This window comes from Burkholderia lata (assembly GCF_902499025.1).
Classification (GTDB): domain Bacteria; phylum Pseudomonadota; class Gammaproteobacteria; order Burkholderiales; family Burkholderiaceae; genus Burkholderia; species Burkholderia lata_C.
In genome coordinates this window covers 245,110-261,563 of sequence record NZ_CABVPW010000002.1, presented here as the reverse complement: position 1 = coordinate 261,563, position 16,454 = coordinate 245,110, and the positions used below count along the sequence as shown (strand labels likewise).

Below are 16,454 nucleotides of genomic sequence, written 5' to 3'. Positions count from 1 at the left end.
GCGCTATGCCGTGCGCTGCCCTTCGCGCGGCCCGTGACCCGTCCACCGCTTGAACGCGCGCCGGAAGTTGTGCGCATCGCTGAACCCGACTTCATGCGCGACGTCCTCGATCGACAGCCGCGGGTTGCTCAGCAGCGTGAACGCGCGCTTCCTGCGGATCGTGTCGATCACCGTTTGATACGACACGCCCTGGTCGGTCAGCCGCCGCCGCAGCGTGCGCTCGCTCATGCACAGTTGCGCGGCGATCGCCGCGAGCGACGGCGCATGGCGCAGGTCGCGCCGCATGATCCGTTCGATCGATTCGAGAAATTCGGTGCCTTCGGGTTCGGGCGGCAGCGCGTCCTGCAGGAATTCGAGCGTCTGGCGATGCGCGAGCGGATCGTGGGTCGCGATCGGGCGGTTGCCGAGCGCGGCGTCGCATGAGAACAGGTTCTGCTCCTGTTCGAACCGCACCGGGCACGGGAACACGCGCGCGTATTGCTCCGCATAGGCCGGCGGCGGGTAGCTGAGGTCGACGACCTTCGGCTGGAACGCGGGGCCGACGAGCGAGCGCCCGATCTTCATGAAGCTGCCGAACGCTTCCTCGACGAGAAACGCCTCGATGTCGGGTTCGAGGAAGACGTTGGTCGCGCGGATCGACAGCGTGCGCGCATCCGACGTCACGTCGAAGCGCAACAGCGGCCCCGTATGGCGCTGCAGTTCCATCCCGACCGAGATCGCGTCCTTCAGCGTCGGGCTCGTCAGCATCGCGTAGCCGACCAGGCCGATCGACGCGATCGTCTCGCTCGTGCCGAGTTCGAGGCCGAGCGCCCGCCCCGGCGCCATTTCGAGCGCGCGGCGGATCATCGTGCTCGCCTGACGCAAGGAAATCCGGCACGACGGATTCGACAGGTCCGCGACGTCGAAGCCGAGCCCCAGGCACAGCCGCGTGGGGTCGATGCCCAGTTCCTTGCTTGTCTCCGCGAGGCACCGCAACAGATGGACCGGCAGATTCGCCGTCGTATAACGGTCGGGTTCGTCCATGGATGCTCCGTATTTTTTTCCATGGATTGTACTCGTCCCGCCCGGCCGGAAACCCGGTGCCTCCCCGGCCACGATTGCCCACATCCTGTGCGGCCCCGCTTCAGAAGTAGTGGCGCAGGCCGACCGTCGCGCCGAGCTGCGTGGTGCTCGTGCTCGGCGCCTGCCCGTTCACGCCGACCAGCTGCGCGCCGGTCAGGCCGCCGCGATAGATCGCGTAGTCGACTTCCGCATAGAGCATGCTGCGCTTCGACAGGCTGTAGCCGGCGATCACCTGGAACTGGCGCGCGCGGCCGTCGAAGTCCGGCGTGTAGCCCGACTGCGTGGTCCACCACGCGTTGACGGCGGCCGTGAACGCCGACGTGAACCGGTAGGTCAGCCCCGCGAGCGCCATCTTGCGGCGCCGGAACCCGCCGGGTGTCGACGGATCGACCACCTGCGCGGGCGAGATGATGCCGAGCGCGGCGAGATCGGTCGGGCTGAACGGGCCGTTCTCGAACGACGTGAAGTCGTTGTCGCGCGCGTTCTCGATATAGCCGGCGTTGACGGTCGCGTTGCCGAGCGTGACGGAGCCGCCGCCGCCATAGATGTCGAATTTCGCGTGCGTGACGTCGTCCCAGCTGCGCATGAACGACGCGCCGACCGTAAACGGCCCCTTGTCCGGCGCATACGCGATCGCCGCGCCGGCCTGGCTGCCGAGCACGCCGCCGCCCGCATGGCCGCCCGGCGCATACTGCGCGAGCAGGTACAGGCTGCCGAGCTGCGCGCCGTACTGGATCATGTTGCTGGTGCGCGCGCCCGCGAGCATCGTCTGCTCCGGCTTGAACAGGTTGAAGTACGGATCCTGCGGGCCGGCCCACAGGTTCGAGCCGTAGGTCAGCGACACCATCTCGAACGGCACGTTGTACTGGCGGCCGAGCGTGAGCTGGCCGAGCGACGTCGACGTGAGCCCGACGAACGCGACCTGGAAGAAGTTCGGCGAGCCGGCCGGCACGATCGCGCCGCTGTTGGGGCCGAAGTGGCTTTCCACGTTGAACTGCGCGGACAGCCCGCCGCCGAGATCCTCCTGCCCCTTGAGGCCCCAGTAGCTTTCCGTCAGGCCGCCACCGTCCGCCATCGAGATCTTGCGGCCTGTCGATACCGGCGAGCCGTCGGCGCCGTAGGACACGCCGTGCGTTTCGTAGCGGATGCCCGCGTCGATCACGCCGTACAGCGTCACGTTGCTTTGCGCGTGCGCGCCGGTAACTGCCAGGATCATCATCGCGCAGCACGCGGCGCGAACGCTATCGTGACGACTCATTGTTCTGGACTCCGCATCGACAGGGGGCAGACGGTTCGCACCGTCGGGAACGAATGTAGAAAGCCAAATTTGCACGGGCCAAGGCCGCGGCGGCCATTCTCGTGGTGCGTCGCGGCCACGGCGTGACGCACTGCGGTCAGGGCGCCGGCGTCGCGCTGGCCACCGCACCGGGCGCCGCGCGGCGCAGCGCGAGCCGCACGAACGGGGCGGCGGCCAGCACGGCCACGCACAGCACGTGGGCGACGCGCGTGCCGCCGAAGCGGCCGAGCAGCGCGCCCGACAGCGCGGTGCCGATGCCGGCCGCGAAGAACGTGACGACGAGCGTGCGCGCGACCAGCGAGCCGTCGGGGTCGACGTCGGACAGCATGCCGGTGAGGAACGGCACGATCACGAAGAACGCGCTGTTCAGCACGAACTGGCTCAGGAAGTACGCGCTGCCGCCGCGCGCGCTGAAGAACCATTCGATCGACGCGATCATCGCGAGCTGCGCGGTCCAGATCAGCGCGAGGCGGTGCGGGTGGCTGGCCGGATGCGACGGAATCGCCGCGCCGACGAAGCCGAGCAGCGACGACACCGACAGCAGCACGCCGATCGTCGTCGGCGACAGCCCGGCACGCTCGCCGACGAAGCCGGCGATCGCCCATTGCGATGCCTGCACGCCGTACACGAGCGCGGTCACGACCCAGATCGCGATGACCGGCCGCCACGGCAGCGCGCCGGCGCGCACGTGGGTCTGCGCGGGTGCGCTCGCCAATGCGTCGATGCCGCGGATCGCGGGCGCCAGCACGGCGACGACGGCCGCCAGCAGCGCGAACACCCAGTGCCCGAGCCAGCCGGCCGGCATCGCGGAGATCAGCACGAGGATGCCGCCGTTGATGATGCCCGCGAGCAGGTTGATTTGCCCCCACAGGCGGTCGGTCGACGCGCGCTGCGACACGCCGGACGCGACGACGACGAACAGCATCCCTTCGAACAGCCCCGTCATCCCGCGCGCGACCGCCGCGGACACGATGCCGGGCGCGACCGCGCTGAGCGCCTGCCCGGCGATCGTGCCGACCAGGCCGGCCAGCGTGAACGGCCGCGCGGCGCGCGCGATCCGGTGCGACAGCAATGCGCAACTGATCGCGATGCCGAGGATCTCGGCACTGACGAGCGCGGTCGCGGTGCCTTCGTCGAGCCGGAAGCGCGTCATCACGGCCGCGACGAGAAACGGCGACAGGATCAGGCCGTTGGTGGCCGCCGCGAACGCGAGCGCGAGACGGACGACGGCGCCGGTCGACGGATCGGGGCGCGACTGCGCGGCGGCATGCAGGGTGGCTGTGCTCATGAGGCCTCCTGGTTGGATCGCGGCCGGTCTTGTGCGATGCCGGCCGTTTCGTGCATCTGGGGTGTCCCTCGGCGGGCGGACGTGATGCGAGCGGTGGCGGCTGCGCTCGCGTGTTGCGGCAGGCCGAACAGCGTGCGCAGGTACGGCGTCAGGAAGCGGCCGTGCGGGTCCATCCGTTCACGCAGCGCGAGGAAATCGTCCCAGTGCGGGTAGCATGCCGCCAGCTCGGCGGCCTTCATCGCATGCACCTTGCCCCAGTGCGGCCGCCCGCCGTGATTGCGGCAGATCGCCTGCACGCCCGAGAAGTACGCGTCGAACGGCATCCCGCGATACTGGTGCACCGAGATGCGCACGCTGTCGCGGCCGTAGTCGGGGCTCAGCCAGATATCGTCGCCGCGCACCCAGCGGTATTCGATCGGGAACATCAGCGGGAAGCTGCGGCGCGCGATGAATGCGCGGATCTCGCGCAGCGCGTCGGCGCCGCGTTCGGCCGGCACCGACCATTCCATTTCGTTGAAGCGCACGCGGCGCACCGTCGACAGCATCGCGTAGCTCGCATCCACGTGCCGGCCGGCCGACACGGTCGACGCACACAGCCGGCTCAGCGCCGGGCACAGCGACGGCACGCGCCGGCCGAGCCCGCACAGCGCGCCGAACACCGTGTTCTCGAGGAACGACTCGGACGCGCGGCTTGCCCAGTGCACCGAGTCGGCCGGCTCGTCGGTCATGTCCCACGCCTTGGTCAGCACGGTGTCCGTATGCGGGAACCAGTAGAACTCGAACGAGCGATGCTTCGCGATCAACGCGTCCGCTTGCGCGAGGCAGTCGTCGAGCTGCATGCCGCCGCGCTCGAGGCGCAGCTTGAACGCGGGCACGAGGCGCAGGCCGATCTCGGTCAGCACGCCGAGCGCGCCGAGCCCGACCCGGCCGCCCGCGAACAGCTCGGGATGCGTGTCGGCGCTCGCGCGGATCTCGCTGCCGTCCGCGCACATGAAGGTCAGGCTGTCGATCTGCGTCGACAGGTTGCCGAGCGTGATGCCGGTACCGTGCGTGCCGGTGCTGGTCGCGCCGGCGATCGACTGCACGTTGATGTCGCCGAGGTTCTCCATCGCGAGGCCGTGCGCGGCGAGCGCCGGGCCCAGCGCCCACAGCCGCGTGCCGGCATGCACGCGCGCGACGCGCCGGTCGCGGTCGACGTCGATCACGCCCTGCATCGCGTCGAGCGACAGGATCACGTCGTCGGTCTGCACGAGCGGCGAGAACGAATGACCGGCGCCGGCCGCGCGCACGGTGGCGCCGGCCGCCGCCGCGTCGCGCAGCACCGCCGCGAGCCCCGCGTGCGACGCAGGCGTCGACACGGTTGCATCAGGACTGCAGACATATCCCGACCAGTTGCGCCACATGGCTTTGTCTCCGTGGTTGTCGTTTGAATGGATCGAGCGGGTTGACCGGTTCGAACCGCGGGCCGTGCGGCCCGCTAGAAAAAGCTCTTGCCTTCGCCGCGATAGGTGGGCGCCTCGCCGACCACGCGGCCGCCGCGGATCAGCAGCAGCGTGTTGAAGCGTTCGCACAGTTCGCCGGCCTTCGCGTGGCGGAACAGGATCGGGTCACCGATCGCCGGCGCGACGCCGCGCGGCACGCGCACGGGCGTCTGCACCTCGCCCGCGCCTTCGTTGTCGATCAGCGTGCAGCCGGCCGGCAGCCACGGCCGCGGCAGGCGGCTCTTGCCGGCCGGGCCCGACGCGATATAGCCGCCGCCCGAGCAGGTCACGATGCCCGGCTGCGGAATCCGCACGACCGGCAGCGCGAAGCCGGCGGCCGGCTGCGCATGAAACGCCGCGTAGTGATCGAACAGCGCCGGCGCGTAGAGGCCGGAGCCGGCTGCAAGCTCGGTGACCGACGCGTCGCCGAGCGTGCTCTCGATACTGCCGGTGCCGCCGCCGTTCACGAAGCGCAGCGTGTGGCCGGCTGCCGCGAGTGCCTGCACGGCCGCCTGGCGGCGCGCATTGATCTCGCGCGCCGAGCGGCGCTTCAGGTGGCGCACCAGTGCGTTGCGTGCGCCGTTGCCCGGTTCGGTGTCGGCCACGCCGGCGATCTGTCCTTCGTAGCCCATCAACCCGTCGAGCCGCACGTGCCGCCGCTCGCCGATGCGGCTCGCGAGCGCGAGTGCGCCGGCCGCGTCGCGCACCGGCGAGCGGTACATGCCGAAGTACAGGCCCGGATACGCGGACGACATGTCGAGATCGATCGCGAGCGGGATCGTCACGCGTTCATCGTGTGCGACGCGGTCGATCGCGTCGACTTGCGCGATGGCGTCGACCATCAGCGTGATCGAGCGGCCGCGCCTGAGCTGCGCGGCCACCGCGCGCAGGTCGTCGGGTTCCACGGTCGGATAGGCGACGACGATGTCGTCGAACCCGTCGTCCGCGAGCCACGCGGCTTCCGCGGCCGAATAGCACAGCAGCCCCTGCATGAACGGGCCGGCGGCGAGCACCGCGCCGATCAGGTCGCGCGAGCGTACCGACTTCGTCGCGAGCCGGATCGGCAAGCCGCGTGCGCGGCGCTTCAGGTCGGCGAGGTTCGCGTCGAGGCAGTCGAGATCGACGAAGGCGGCGGGCAGCCGGCGGCCGGCGAGCGCGTCGCGATAGGCCGGATAGTCGTGGACGGCGGCGGGTGCGCGATGCGGAAGGTCTGCACGGCTCATGGAACGGGCTCGGCTGGGTGGGGTGTGCGTCGCGCCGACCGTTCGGCGCGTGTCGGAAACCAGCATAGGGCTGACCAAAATACCGACCAAGCGCTCAGCGGGTCGTTCGACGGGTCTGATCCGGCCATCCGTATCGGCCACGCCGATGCGTGATCGTCGTGCGCCGCGCGGCTGGATCGCTGCTTGCTTGGTGTCGCCGCGCACACGGCACGCACCGGCCCGAACCGCCGCCGCACGGGCGTGGCGCGCGACAGGGCGTGCTTGCCCAGGCAATCGCGAAATGCGTTTCAAACGTTTTGCCGGACGTGGCCGCCGCCAGCAGGTTTAGTGCCTGCGTTCTAGTGCCGCTTTTGACTGCCTGCCGGATTCGACCTAGAACCTACTCGCGGATGCACCGGCGAAGAACGGCATGACGTGACGAGGAGGCGACATGAAGAAGAACAGGGCACGCTGGCGGCGCACGGGCGCGATCGCGGCGATCGGCGTAACCGTCGTTGCAATCTGGCGATATGAAGCGGCGACACCGGCGCAAGCGGCGGCGTCCGGCACAACGACCACGATGGCGAGCACGCAGCCAGGCGCGGCCGATACGTTCGGCACCGGTGCCGCGACACCCGGCCCGGAGGAGCGGCGGCTCGACGTCGACGCGCTGCGCCGCAGCCTCGCGGGGCGCCCCGACGCGGATGCCGAAGTGAAACGCATCGTCGCGTTCGCACGCTTTCGCGACGAGGTTGCCGCGTATGGGGAGCGTCGCAACGGCATGCCGCAAGCCGAGCGCACCGCGCTCGCGCAGCGGATTCTCGACGAACTGCCCGACCATGTCGCGCGCAACGAGATCGTGCCCGTACAGGCCGAAGCGCTCAGCGCGGCGCTGCTGACCGATACCGAAGCCGACCCCGCGACACGCAGCGCGGCGATCCGGTCGATGCGCGCGCAATGGGACACCTATTCGCAGCAGACGGTCGGCCCGTCGCCGGCGCAGGACCCGCGCTATCTGTCGTACGAACAGCAGAGCCGCGACGTCGTCAGGCAGGTGCAGGCGAGCATTCCCGATCCCGACCAGCAACAAGCCGTCATCGCGCAACGCCTGCAGGCGCTGCGCGTCCAGCTGTTCGACGGCGCGTCACCGTCCGGCGTGCACTGAGCGCCGAATCCGCGACGCCGGGACGGAACCCGGCGGCCGCGTCATGTCCATCGACAAGGAGGGGAGATGTCCACAGCACGAAGCCTGCTGCGCGCGGCCGTTGCCGCACTGCTCGGTTGCGCGGCACTGAACGGTCACGCCGCCGATACGACGATGCCGGATCCGTCGATTCCTTATTATTCGTGGTACGAAGTGACGTTGCCCGAGAGCACCGGTGCGTCGTGCGGCAACGGCACGCCGATGCGCTTCTACATCAATCGCGCGCAGTCGGACAACCTGCTGTACATGATGGAGCCGGGCGGCGCGTGCTGGGACTACGGCACCTGCACGCAGACGTCGACCGGCGCCGAGGCCGGCCTCGGCGGCTTCAACCCGGACGGCATCCCGCACAACTACATGAACGGCACGGCGAACGAGGCGCTGTTGTCGTCGTTCCTGTCGCCGTTGCTCACGCGGATGGATCTCGCGCACATGCTCGTCGGCGAACCGAAGGTCGAGACGCAGCAGTGGACACAGGTTTTCGTGCCCTACTGCACCGGAGATATCCACATGGGCAGTGCGGTGCGCAACTACACGTCGCCGACGGGCGACTGGCGGCTGCAGCACTACAGCGGGCTGAAGAACATCCAGGCCGTCGCGCAGTGGCTGACGTCGCACGGCTTCGGCAAGCCGAACCGGCTGCTCGTGTACGGGATGAGCGCGGGCGGCTACGGCACGCTCGCGAACTACGCGACGCTGCGCAACACGCTGCAGCCGCAGGCGCATAGTTCGCTGCTCGACGACGCCGGCACCGTGTTCAACACGCCGTTCGATGCGGACGCGGCCGCGCATCCGTCGGTCGGGCTGTACGACCGCGTGCGCACCGAGTGGGGGATGACGGGCCCCGACGGGATGATCACCGTGAACAGCCGGCTGACCAGCCATTTCGATCCGGGCAACATGGGGAGCGCGTACGCGGCGCTGTCGGCGACGTATCCGCACGACCGCTTCGGCTTCTCGAGCTACCAGCGCGACAAGATCATCGCCGCGTATCACTATCGCGCGTTCGTGCCGGCCGTGATCGCGGCGCCCGACGACGCGACGAAGGACTCGCTGTCGCTCGCGATGTTCGACCAGGAGCTGGACGGGCTGAAGCAGACGCTGAACCCGCTGCCGAACTTCGGCTACTTCATGCCGTGGGCGCGCAACGATTTCATCGACAACCACCAGGTGACGGCGGTCAGCTTTACCGGGTCGGGGATCCACGAGAACGGCATCGACGCGGATATCGGCACCTTCGTCGACAACCTGCTGAACCAGCAGGACCCGGCCGATACGCCGGTGATGAAGGCATTCCGCACGCAGCAGTGGTCGGATTTCACGTTCTCGACGTTTCTGGCGTGGATCGACAGCGTGTTCAACCTGACCGGTGAGGCGGGGCCGATCTCGGGGCATCGGGCCTGAACCGAAGCAGCGGTTCGCCCGAGCGGGCGACCGCGGCGCAGTGCGGCGGCCGGGTGTCGTGGCCGCCCGCCTGCGTCGATGCGGGGCCGTGCGTTACGGCGTCAGGGCTTCACCACCGCCACCGCCGGCGCACCCGAATCCGTGCCCGGCGCACCGTTCGACCCGTAGGCCGCTTCGGCGCTCTTGCGCTCGGCGAGCCGCTTGGCAGCCAGGCGTTCCTGCGCGGCGACGATGTCGTCCGGATAGTTGTCGCCGTCGCCGGCGATCGGCTCATAGCCGACCGATTCGAGGTCGAGCAATTCCTGGCGAACCTGCGCACGCGTGAGCGTCGAGTGCGACGACTGCGCGTACGACGCGGTCGGTGCGGCGAGGAGAGCGGTGGCGGTAGCGGCGACGGTGGCGATGGTGACGATGATGGATTTCACGGTTTCCTCAGACGGTTTCGTTGCGGTTCGGCGCGATTGCGGCTGGCTGAACCGACGAGACAAGTTTAGGAACCCGGACCAGCCGGATAAATGCCGATTCCTGGCCAGCTGTGTTCCTGAATCCGTGAGAGTGGGTGACGTGCGGCGCCGGGGGGGCCGGTTTTGACTTGTGTTGGTCGCGCGGACCGCCGATCGATGAGGGGCGCGCAGCGGTTCCATCGGACCGGCTACGCACGCGATGCTCGGCGGGCAGGCGCAGGCCCGCCCGACCACGCTAGTCGTCGAAACGCGGGAATGCCCGTTGGCGCTTCATGTCCTTCAGCCATTCCTTGACGTTCGCCGGATCGTCGAACTCGCGCAGCGTCAGGTTCAGATCGTGGATGCTGCGCTGCGTACCCGCGATGTCGCGCGTGAGCATGCGCATGACGGTATCGGGCGCGACCTTGACCGACGACGCAATCCCGTAAGTCCGCCGGAAACCGGTCTCGACGTCCTGGATCTCCTGATCCAGCTCGCGAAGCTGATCTTCCAGAATGCCGTTGTAGCGCGCGAGCCGATCTTCGCCGAGGCCGTTGATCGCGTGCCGGTCGATCTGCTCGATCTCCAGTTGCAGCTCCAGCAGTTGCAGGAGCTTGCCGTTCGCATAAGCGTGGTTGACCCGCTGCATCAGCACGGTCTTGCGTTCCTGTTCCCGGGGATCGGTTTCGCGATCGGGGTGCAGCGCGCTCGCCAGCTTGCGATAGACCTCGCGGATCGAGCGGCTCGCTTCGGCCTGCTCGGCTTCGCGCTTCGCCAGCGCGGCCGATTGCCGGGGCGCTTTCTTGCGCTTGGCGCGCTGTGCCTCGCGGGCCGCGTGCTCGGCCATGTCCCGCTCGAACTGCTCGTCCAGTTCGGCCTGCATGCGCGCCATGAGTTCTTCGGGCGACAGCGCGTCGAGATCGTCTTCCGCGGCCACGCCGGGCGTCGATTCCGGTTCCGCCTTCGGTTCCGGCTCGTCCGCTGCGTTGCTGCCGTGATCGGCGGCGCTGTGCCGGTCGTGGATGGCCTTCAACTGCGCATCGTCGCTGAAGTCGAGCAGGTCGCGCGCCATGTTGGCGATCATCCCGGAGAGGGTGTGCTGCTCGGCCTTGCTCAAGCCTTTTTGCAGGTACGCGTCGTCGAGCTGATTGAGCAACCGGATCCGCAGTGCGGTCGACGTCTGTTCGAGCGGCAACAGCTCGTCGACGAATTTCTTCTGGAAGACCGGCATCGCGGCTTCCCACGCGCCGAGCCGCTCGCGCCGCTTCTCGATCTGCTGGACGAGCGCATTGAACGCTTTCTGGGCTTTCGACAGGCTGGCTGTCTCGTGGCCGGGCGCGATGGCGACCGCTGTTCCGCGACGTGCGGTCATGATTGATGTCCTCCGGCCGCGGCAGGACGCGCAGCAGGCCGGTATTTTAGCCGGATGTGCCGCGGGGCAGCCCGGACGGGCATGCTGCCCCCGCAGCGACCGGCCGCACGCTAGCGCTTCACCGCTGCCACCGCCGGTGCGCCCGAATACGTGCCCGGCGCGCCACTCGACCCGTAGGCCGCTTCGGTGCGCTTGCGTTCGGCGACGCGCTTCGCGGCCAGGCGTTCCTGCGCGGCGACGATGTCGTCCGGATAGTTGCCGCCGTCGCCGGCGGACGGGTCGTAGCCGACCGATTCGAGGTCGAGCAGCTCCTGGCGCACCTGCGCACGCGTGAGCGTCGACTGCGACGACTGCGCGTACGACGCGGACGGTGCGGCGAGGAGAACGGTGGCGGTAGCGGCGACGGTGGCGAGGGTGACGATGATGGATTTCATGATTTCCTCAGAGGGTTTCATTGCGGTTCGGCGCGACGGTGTCGGGCCGGACCGATGGGGCAGGTTCAGGAGCCCGGAACCGCCGGATACACGGCGATTCCCGGCGAGCGGTGTTTCGGAATGAGCGACGGTGAGCGACGCGCGCATCGATGCGATCAGGCATCGGCGATCGCAGCGATCGCCGCGCCGGCATGGACGGCAGCGGACGACCGCGGTACGGCGAGCGACGGCAGCCTGAAGCGCGCGGTCGCCAGATCGACGAACGCGCGGACCTTGCCGGGCAGGAATTCGCGGCCCGGATACACGAGCGACACCGTGACGCTGTCGTTCACGATCCGGTAGTCGTCCACCACGCGGGTCAGCGTGCCGATGCGCAGATCGTTCGCGACCACGTACTCGGGCAGCAGCGCGATACCGCTGCCGGCCAGCGCAAGCTGGCGTTGCATCAGTGCGCTGTTCACCGTGATCGGCGCGTCGAGTGCGATCGCGTCGATCGTGCCGTTCGGGCCGGCCCACCGGTAGGCGCGCGCACTGGCCGCCAGGCCGACGATCCGGTGCGCGGCCAGGTCGACCGGCCGGCGCGGCGTTGCCGCGTTCAGCAGATAGGCCGGCGACGCGACGGCGACGAGCGATGCATGGACAAGCGTGCGCGATACGACGGACACCGACGTGATCATCGTGTCGGCGACGATGCCGACGTCGAATCCGCCGCCGAGCAGGTCGACTTCCGATTCGGTCAGCGTGATGTGCAGCGACACGTCAGGATGGCGCGCCTGATAGTCGGCGAACAGGCCGGCGAGTTCCGGCGACATCACGCTGTGCAGCACGACGACGTTCAGGTCGCCGGCGATCCGGCTCGATTCCTGCGTGGCGCGCGATTCGATTTCGGCGAGACCCGTCAGCAGCGCGCGGCACCCTTCCGCGTAGCGGACCCCGATCTCGGTGAGCACCGTCTTGCGGGTCGAGCGTTGCAGCAGCTTGACGCCGAGGTGCGATTCGAGATCGCCGACATAGCGCGTCACCAGCGACGGCGAAAGGTTCAGTTGGTTGGCCGCATGAGAGAAATGGTGCGTGTCTGCAACCTTGAGAAAGACCCGCATCGCACTGAACAGATGATTCACGTCGGTTTCCGGGGAGGCGTTGAAGGGAGGGGCGTGGCCTGCCGGGCGCTTCCGCAGCGGGCCGGATGACGCCGCGGGGTCAGCTGCCGAAGTAGACGTTGCAGAAGCTCACCGGGCCGACGCAGTCGGCATCCGGCGCGGCCGGATGGCTTGCCGGTGCAACGCGTAGCGGTACGACGGCCCGGGTCGCGGCGGCGGCATGCGTGCCCTTGTCGTCGCTCGAGCGTGCGGCGAGCTGCGCGGTGTAAGACCCGGCGGCGGGTTGCGATGCCTGGGGAACCGCCGGCGGAGCCGGTTGCTGCTGCGCGCAGGCACTGGCGGCTGCGCCGGAGAAAACGATCAATGCAAGGGCGAGACGGGGCAAGATGGATTTTGACATTTAGGATTCCGATAATAAATAGATGCTTCCGGATCGACCTGGTATGCCGGAGTGTGTCGAACCTTCCGTCGAGTCTGGCCGGCGTCATGCGGAAGGTGCTTGCGACATGAGCGCCGGGGACTCGACGCCGGGATTCGGCGCGACCGATTCACCTGGAATCGATAGAGAAAGAATGAAGGAAAACCCTGATCGCGTCCAAGGCGAATTTCCGATCCTGTCGATAAGGCAAAGCGATGGCTCGTCCGGATCGGAATCCATTCACTATGGATTGCGAATCAAAATGAACGACGATCGGCGCGCGGCGAACGGACGGCGCGCGCGTCATGCGGGCGACGGTGCGGGGTGCGGGTGCGGGGAGTATGCCGGTGCGTCGTCAGGCCGACGACGCACCCCGCAAGGTCAGGCCTGGTCGAGCGTCGTCAGCGTGCGCAGCGATGCCAGGCTGCCGTGCTCGAGCATCTCGCGAACCAGCCCGGTGAAGGCGGTGGACGCGACAGTGCGATAGGCGCCCTTGCGGCGCAGCAGCGCGACGGTCCGCACCGGGAAGGGCGGATCGAGCGGCACGTACTGCAAGTCGCGATGCTCGAACTCGATGGTGCCGGGCAGGATCGTCGCGATCTTGCCGCGGCTCACGATCTTCAGTACCGCGCTGATCGAATTCGCCTGCAACGCGACATCGGGTTGCATGTCGTACGTCTGGAAATAGCTGTCGATATAGAAGCGCGACACGAAGCTCGTTGTCAGCAGCGCGAGCGGCGTGTCGGCGAGCTGCACGGGCGTGACGGGCTCGCGCTGGGCGGTCAGCGGATGCGAGCGGCCGACCACGAGCATCAGGCGCTCGGGAAACAGCGCTTCGGCCTCGATTTCGTCGTTGCGCACATCGACGAACCCGAACGCGAGGTCGACCTGGTCGTCGCCGAGCGCGGCTTCCACCGCATCGAGCGACATCTCGGTCATCTCGATCACGATGCCCGGATGACGCTCGTGGAACTGCTCGATGACGGGCGCGACGAGATACTCGGTGAAGGTCGGCGTGAAGGCGATCCGCAGCGTGCCCCGCGACAGGTCGTGCACGTCGTGCAGCGCGCGTTGCGCAGTGAGCAGGTCGTTGTGCGCGCGGCGCACGTATTCGAGGTAGACGCTGCCGAAATCGGTGAGCTGGACCATGCGTCCGCTGCGGTCGAACAGTTGCGCGCCGAGCTCGTCTTCAAGCTGGCGCACTTTCTGCGACAACGCCGATTGCGACACGCTGAGCGCTTCCGCCGCGCGCGTGAAATTGCGGTGCTCATCGATTGCGAGCAGGTAGCTGATGTTGCGGAGCAGCGGGCTGCGTTGGGTGAACTTCATTTTTCGCGGAATGGGTCGCGGGGCGCATGGGTCCGGCATCCCGCCATTATGCGCCGGAAGGCGGGCTGCGGATCGGGATGGCGCCGGGGATTCGGCGACGCTCTCGTGGTTCGTCATTGCCAGCCGCCTCCGAGTGCGAGGAACGTGGCGATCTGGTCGTTGTTCACTTCCTGCGAGGCCGCCGCAACGGCCGTTTCGGCCGCGAGCCACGTGCGCTCGGCGTCGAGCGCCGCGAGTCCGCCGATCCGCCCGCCGCGCCGCAGTTCCTCGGTGCGCGCCATCACGTCGCGTGCCGCGTCGCGCGACGCCTCGAGGCGCTGCAGCCGGTCGAGCGCACCCGCGTAGGTGTCGAGCGACGTCTCGGTTTCGCGCAGCGCGGTGAGTACGGTCGCGTCGAAGTGTGCGAGGCTCGCGCGGCTGTCGGCCTGCGCGGCGGCGATGCGGTCGCGGATCGTGCTGCGATGGAGATTCCACGTGACCATCGGGCCGACCGCGAAGCGGTTCGTCAGCGGCGTGAAGAACGCGGCGGCGCCGCCGGTCGAACCGATGCTCGCGCCGAGCCGGATGTCCGGATACAGCGCGGCCGTTTCGACGCCGATGCGCGCGGTCGATGCGGCGAGCCGGCGCTCGGCCGCGCGCACGTCGGGCCGGCGCTGCAGCAACGCGCGCCCGTCGCCGGACGGAATCGGCTTCGACAGTTCGAGCGGCTTGTTGCACGACAGCAGCGCGCGATCGTAGTTTTCCGGCGGCTGGCCGGTGAGCGTCGCGAGACGGAACGCCGCATTCAGTCGGCGTGCCCGCAGCGGCGCGAGCTGCGCGCGGCTGTTCTCGATGCCCCCCTGGTCGCGCTGCTGCTCGAAGGTCGGCGCACGCCCGTTCGAGATCAGCTGGCGGGTGAGGGCGAGGCGGCGCTGCTGGACGTCGATCGAGCGCTGCAACGTGTCGATCTGGTTGCCGGCGTTGCACAGGTCCGAATACGCGCGCGTGACTTCCGCACCGACGTTCACGCGCACGAGATCGCGTGCAGCAGCGACGGCCTCGTTGTCGGCGGACGCCGCTTCGATCCCGCGCCGGATCCCGCCGAACAGGTCGAGGTCGTAGCTCATCTCGAATCCGATGTTGTAGATCTCGTGCCGCGGCGGCTCGACATGCGACAGGACCGCCGCCGCCGATTGCTGCGTGTAGTTGGTTGACGCATCGATGCCGACGCTCGGCTCGCGCGCCGTGCGCGTCGCCGCGAGCAGCGCATTGCTGCGTTCGAGGTTCGCCTGCGCGGCGCGCAGGTCGACGTTGCTCGCCAGCGCCCGTTCGACCAGGCCGTCGAGCGCCGGGTCGTTGTAGAGGCGCCACCAGCGGTCGGGCAGCGGATCGTTCGACGCGACCGGTGCTCCTGCAACGAACGCATGGTTGGCGGCCGGTGCGTTGACGAGTGCGTTCGACGGAACGCGATAGTCGGGGCCGACCTCCGCGCACGCGGCGAGCACGATGCACAGCGCCGCGATGGCGGTCGTACGCAGGCTTACCATGGCAGGCTCCGGTGCACCGTCACGTCGCCGGCGCGCGCATGAATCTCGACCGATGCGGTTTGCCCCGGCACGAGCCGCACGCCCGGCGGCACCGAATCGATCGCGATCCGCACCGGGATGCGCTGCGCGAGCCGCACCCACGTAAACGCCGGGTTCACGTTCGCGAGCTGGGCGTCGCCGCCCGCTCGCTCGCGGTCCTCGACGCCGCCGGCGATGCTCTGCACGTGGCCGCGGATCTCGCTCGCGACGCCCATCAGGTAGATGCTGGCCGGATCGCCGACATGAATCGCCGGCAGCTTGGTTTCCTCGAAGTAGCCTTCGACGCGCAGCGACGCGTCGTTCACCAGCGCCATCGCGCCCTTGCCTGCGTTCAGGTACGCGCCGGGCAGCAGCCCGACGTTGGTCACCGTGCCGTCGATCGGCGCGCGGACGAGCGTGCGGTCGAGGTTCAGCGCGGCGAGGTTGCGGGCGGAGCGGGCCTGCGCGAGCGCGGCGCGCAGCTTCTCGACGCGTGTCGTGCCCTGCTGGGTCGACTCTTCGGCGACCACGTCCGGCATCGCGCGATTGCGGCGGTCCTCGCGAATCGCTTCGTCGAGCTCGGCCTGTTCGCTCGCGACGTTCGCGTCGGCCTGTTCGAGTGCGATCCGGTAGCGCGACGGGTCGATCACGAGCAGAACCTGGCCCTTCGTCACCGTCTGGTTGTCGTGGACGCGCACGTCGGTGACGAGCCCGCTGACGTCCGGGGCGATCGGCACCACGTCCGAGCGCACCTTGCCGTCGCGCGTGAGCGGTTCGATCTGGTAGCGGACCCACAGCCCGTAGATCGCGCCGAGGATGCCGAGGAGGATCGCGACCGTCAGCACGGTGCGTAGCAGGGGAATGATTCGCTTCATG

The 16,454-nt window shown here is 68.7% G+C and carries 15 protein-coding genes; 2 read left to right on the top strand and 13 right to left on the bottom strand.

What is annotated here, in order from left to right; translation table 11 throughout:
* Nucleotides 1-3: 3 nt before the first annotated feature.
* From BDI24065_RS02755 to BDI24065_RS02735, 5 genes are all read right to left on the bottom strand, one after another.
* Nucleotides 4-1,023 carry an AraC family transcriptional regulator gene (locus BDI24065_RS02755; protein ID WP_175029913.1) on the bottom strand — a complete coding sequence of 340 codons (1,020 nt, stop codon included), beginning with the start codon at nucleotides 1,021-1,023 and terminating at the stop codon, nucleotides 4-6.
* Between the two features lie 100 nt (nucleotides 1,024-1,123).
* Nucleotides 1,124-2,320, bottom strand: a complete 1,197-nt coding sequence (locus BDI24065_RS02750; RefSeq protein WP_175029912.1) for a porin — start codon at nucleotides 2,318-2,320, stop codon at nucleotides 1,124-1,126.
* 136 nt (nucleotides 2,321-2,456) lie between these two features.
* Nucleotides 2,457-3,647, bottom strand: coding sequence for an MFS transporter (locus BDI24065_RS02745; RefSeq protein ID WP_175029911.1), 1,191 nt, complete (start codon nucleotides 3,645-3,647; stop codon nucleotides 2,457-2,459).
* Entirely contained in the window at nucleotides 3,644-5,050 is a 1,407-nt protein-coding gene (locus BDI24065_RS02740) for a D-arabinono-1,4-lactone oxidase (protein WP_175029910.1), read from the bottom strand. The genes BDI24065_RS02745 and BDI24065_RS02740 overlap by 4 nt, the downstream gene beginning before the upstream one ends.
* Before the next feature lie 74 nt (nucleotides 5,051-5,124).
* On the bottom strand, nucleotides 5,125-6,351 hold the full coding sequence (locus BDI24065_RS02735) for an amino acid deaminase/aldolase (RefSeq protein WP_175029909.1): 1,227 nt from the start codon (nucleotides 6,349-6,351) through the stop codon (nucleotides 5,125-5,127).
* A gap of 430 nt (nucleotides 6,352-6,781) precedes the next feature.
* Between BDI24065_RS02735 and plcR the strand changes: the two genes are divergently transcribed.
* Complete coding sequence (gene plcR / locus BDI24065_RS02730) at nucleotides 6,782-7,495, top strand: phospholipase C accessory protein PlcR (protein WP_175029908.1); 714 nt, start codon at nucleotides 6,782-6,784, stop codon at nucleotides 7,493-7,495.
* A gap of 66 nt (nucleotides 7,496-7,561) precedes the next feature.
* Nucleotides 7,562-8,938, top strand: a complete 1,377-nt coding sequence (locus BDI24065_RS02725; RefSeq protein ID WP_175029907.1) for a pectin acetylesterase-family hydrolase — start codon at nucleotides 7,562-7,564, stop codon at nucleotides 8,936-8,938.
* 101 nt (nucleotides 8,939-9,039) lie between these two features.
* Here the strand turns inward: BDI24065_RS02725 and BDI24065_RS02720 are convergent, their stop codons facing one another.
* From BDI24065_RS02720 to BDI24065_RS02685, 8 genes are all read right to left on the bottom strand, one after another.
* Entirely contained in the window at nucleotides 9,040-9,363 is a 324-nt protein-coding gene (locus tag BDI24065_RS02720; protein ID WP_175029906.1) for a DUF4148 domain-containing protein, read from the bottom strand.
* Nucleotides 9,364-9,637: 274 nt separating this feature from the next.
* Nucleotides 9,638-10,753: a J domain-containing protein gene (locus BDI24065_RS02715; RefSeq protein ID WP_175029905.1), complete on the bottom strand. Its 1,116-nt coding sequence runs from the start codon at nucleotides 10,751-10,753 to the stop codon at nucleotides 9,638-9,640.
* A 110-nt stretch (nucleotides 10,754-10,863) separates the two neighbouring features.
* A complete protein-coding gene (locus BDI24065_RS02710; RefSeq protein WP_175029904.1) occupies nucleotides 10,864-11,187 on the bottom strand; it encodes a DUF4148 domain-containing protein in 324 nt (107 codons plus the stop codon).
* Between the two features lie 155 nt (nucleotides 11,188-11,342).
* A complete protein-coding gene (locus BDI24065_RS02705) occupies nucleotides 11,343-12,308 on the bottom strand; it encodes a LysR family transcriptional regulator (RefSeq protein ID WP_254609665.1) in 966 nt (321 codons plus the stop codon).
* 79 nt (nucleotides 12,309-12,387) lie between these two features.
* The gene (locus BDI24065_RS02700) at nucleotides 12,388-12,687 is read right to left on the bottom strand and encodes a hypothetical protein (RefSeq protein ID WP_254609664.1); all 300 of its coding nucleotides are present in this window, start codon (nucleotides 12,685-12,687) and stop codon (nucleotides 12,388-12,390) included.
* A gap of 399 nt (nucleotides 12,688-13,086) precedes the next feature.
* Entirely contained in the window at nucleotides 13,087-14,034 is a 948-nt protein-coding gene (gene cynR, locus BDI24065_RS02695; protein ID WP_254609663.1) for a transcriptional regulator CynR, read from the bottom strand.
* A 113-nt stretch (nucleotides 14,035-14,147) separates the two neighbouring features.
* Nucleotides 14,148-15,560: an efflux transporter outer membrane subunit gene (locus BDI24065_RS02690; RefSeq protein ID WP_175029902.1), complete on the bottom strand. Its 1,413-nt coding sequence runs from the start codon at nucleotides 15,558-15,560 to the stop codon at nucleotides 14,148-14,150.
* On the bottom strand, nucleotides 15,554-16,453 hold the full coding sequence (locus BDI24065_RS02685) for an efflux RND transporter periplasmic adaptor subunit (RefSeq protein WP_175029901.1): 900 nt from the start codon (nucleotides 16,451-16,453) through the stop codon (nucleotides 15,554-15,556). Before BDI24065_RS02685 ends, BDI24065_RS02690 begins: the two co-directional genes overlap by 7 nt.
* Nucleotide 16,454 lies beyond the last annotated feature (1 nt).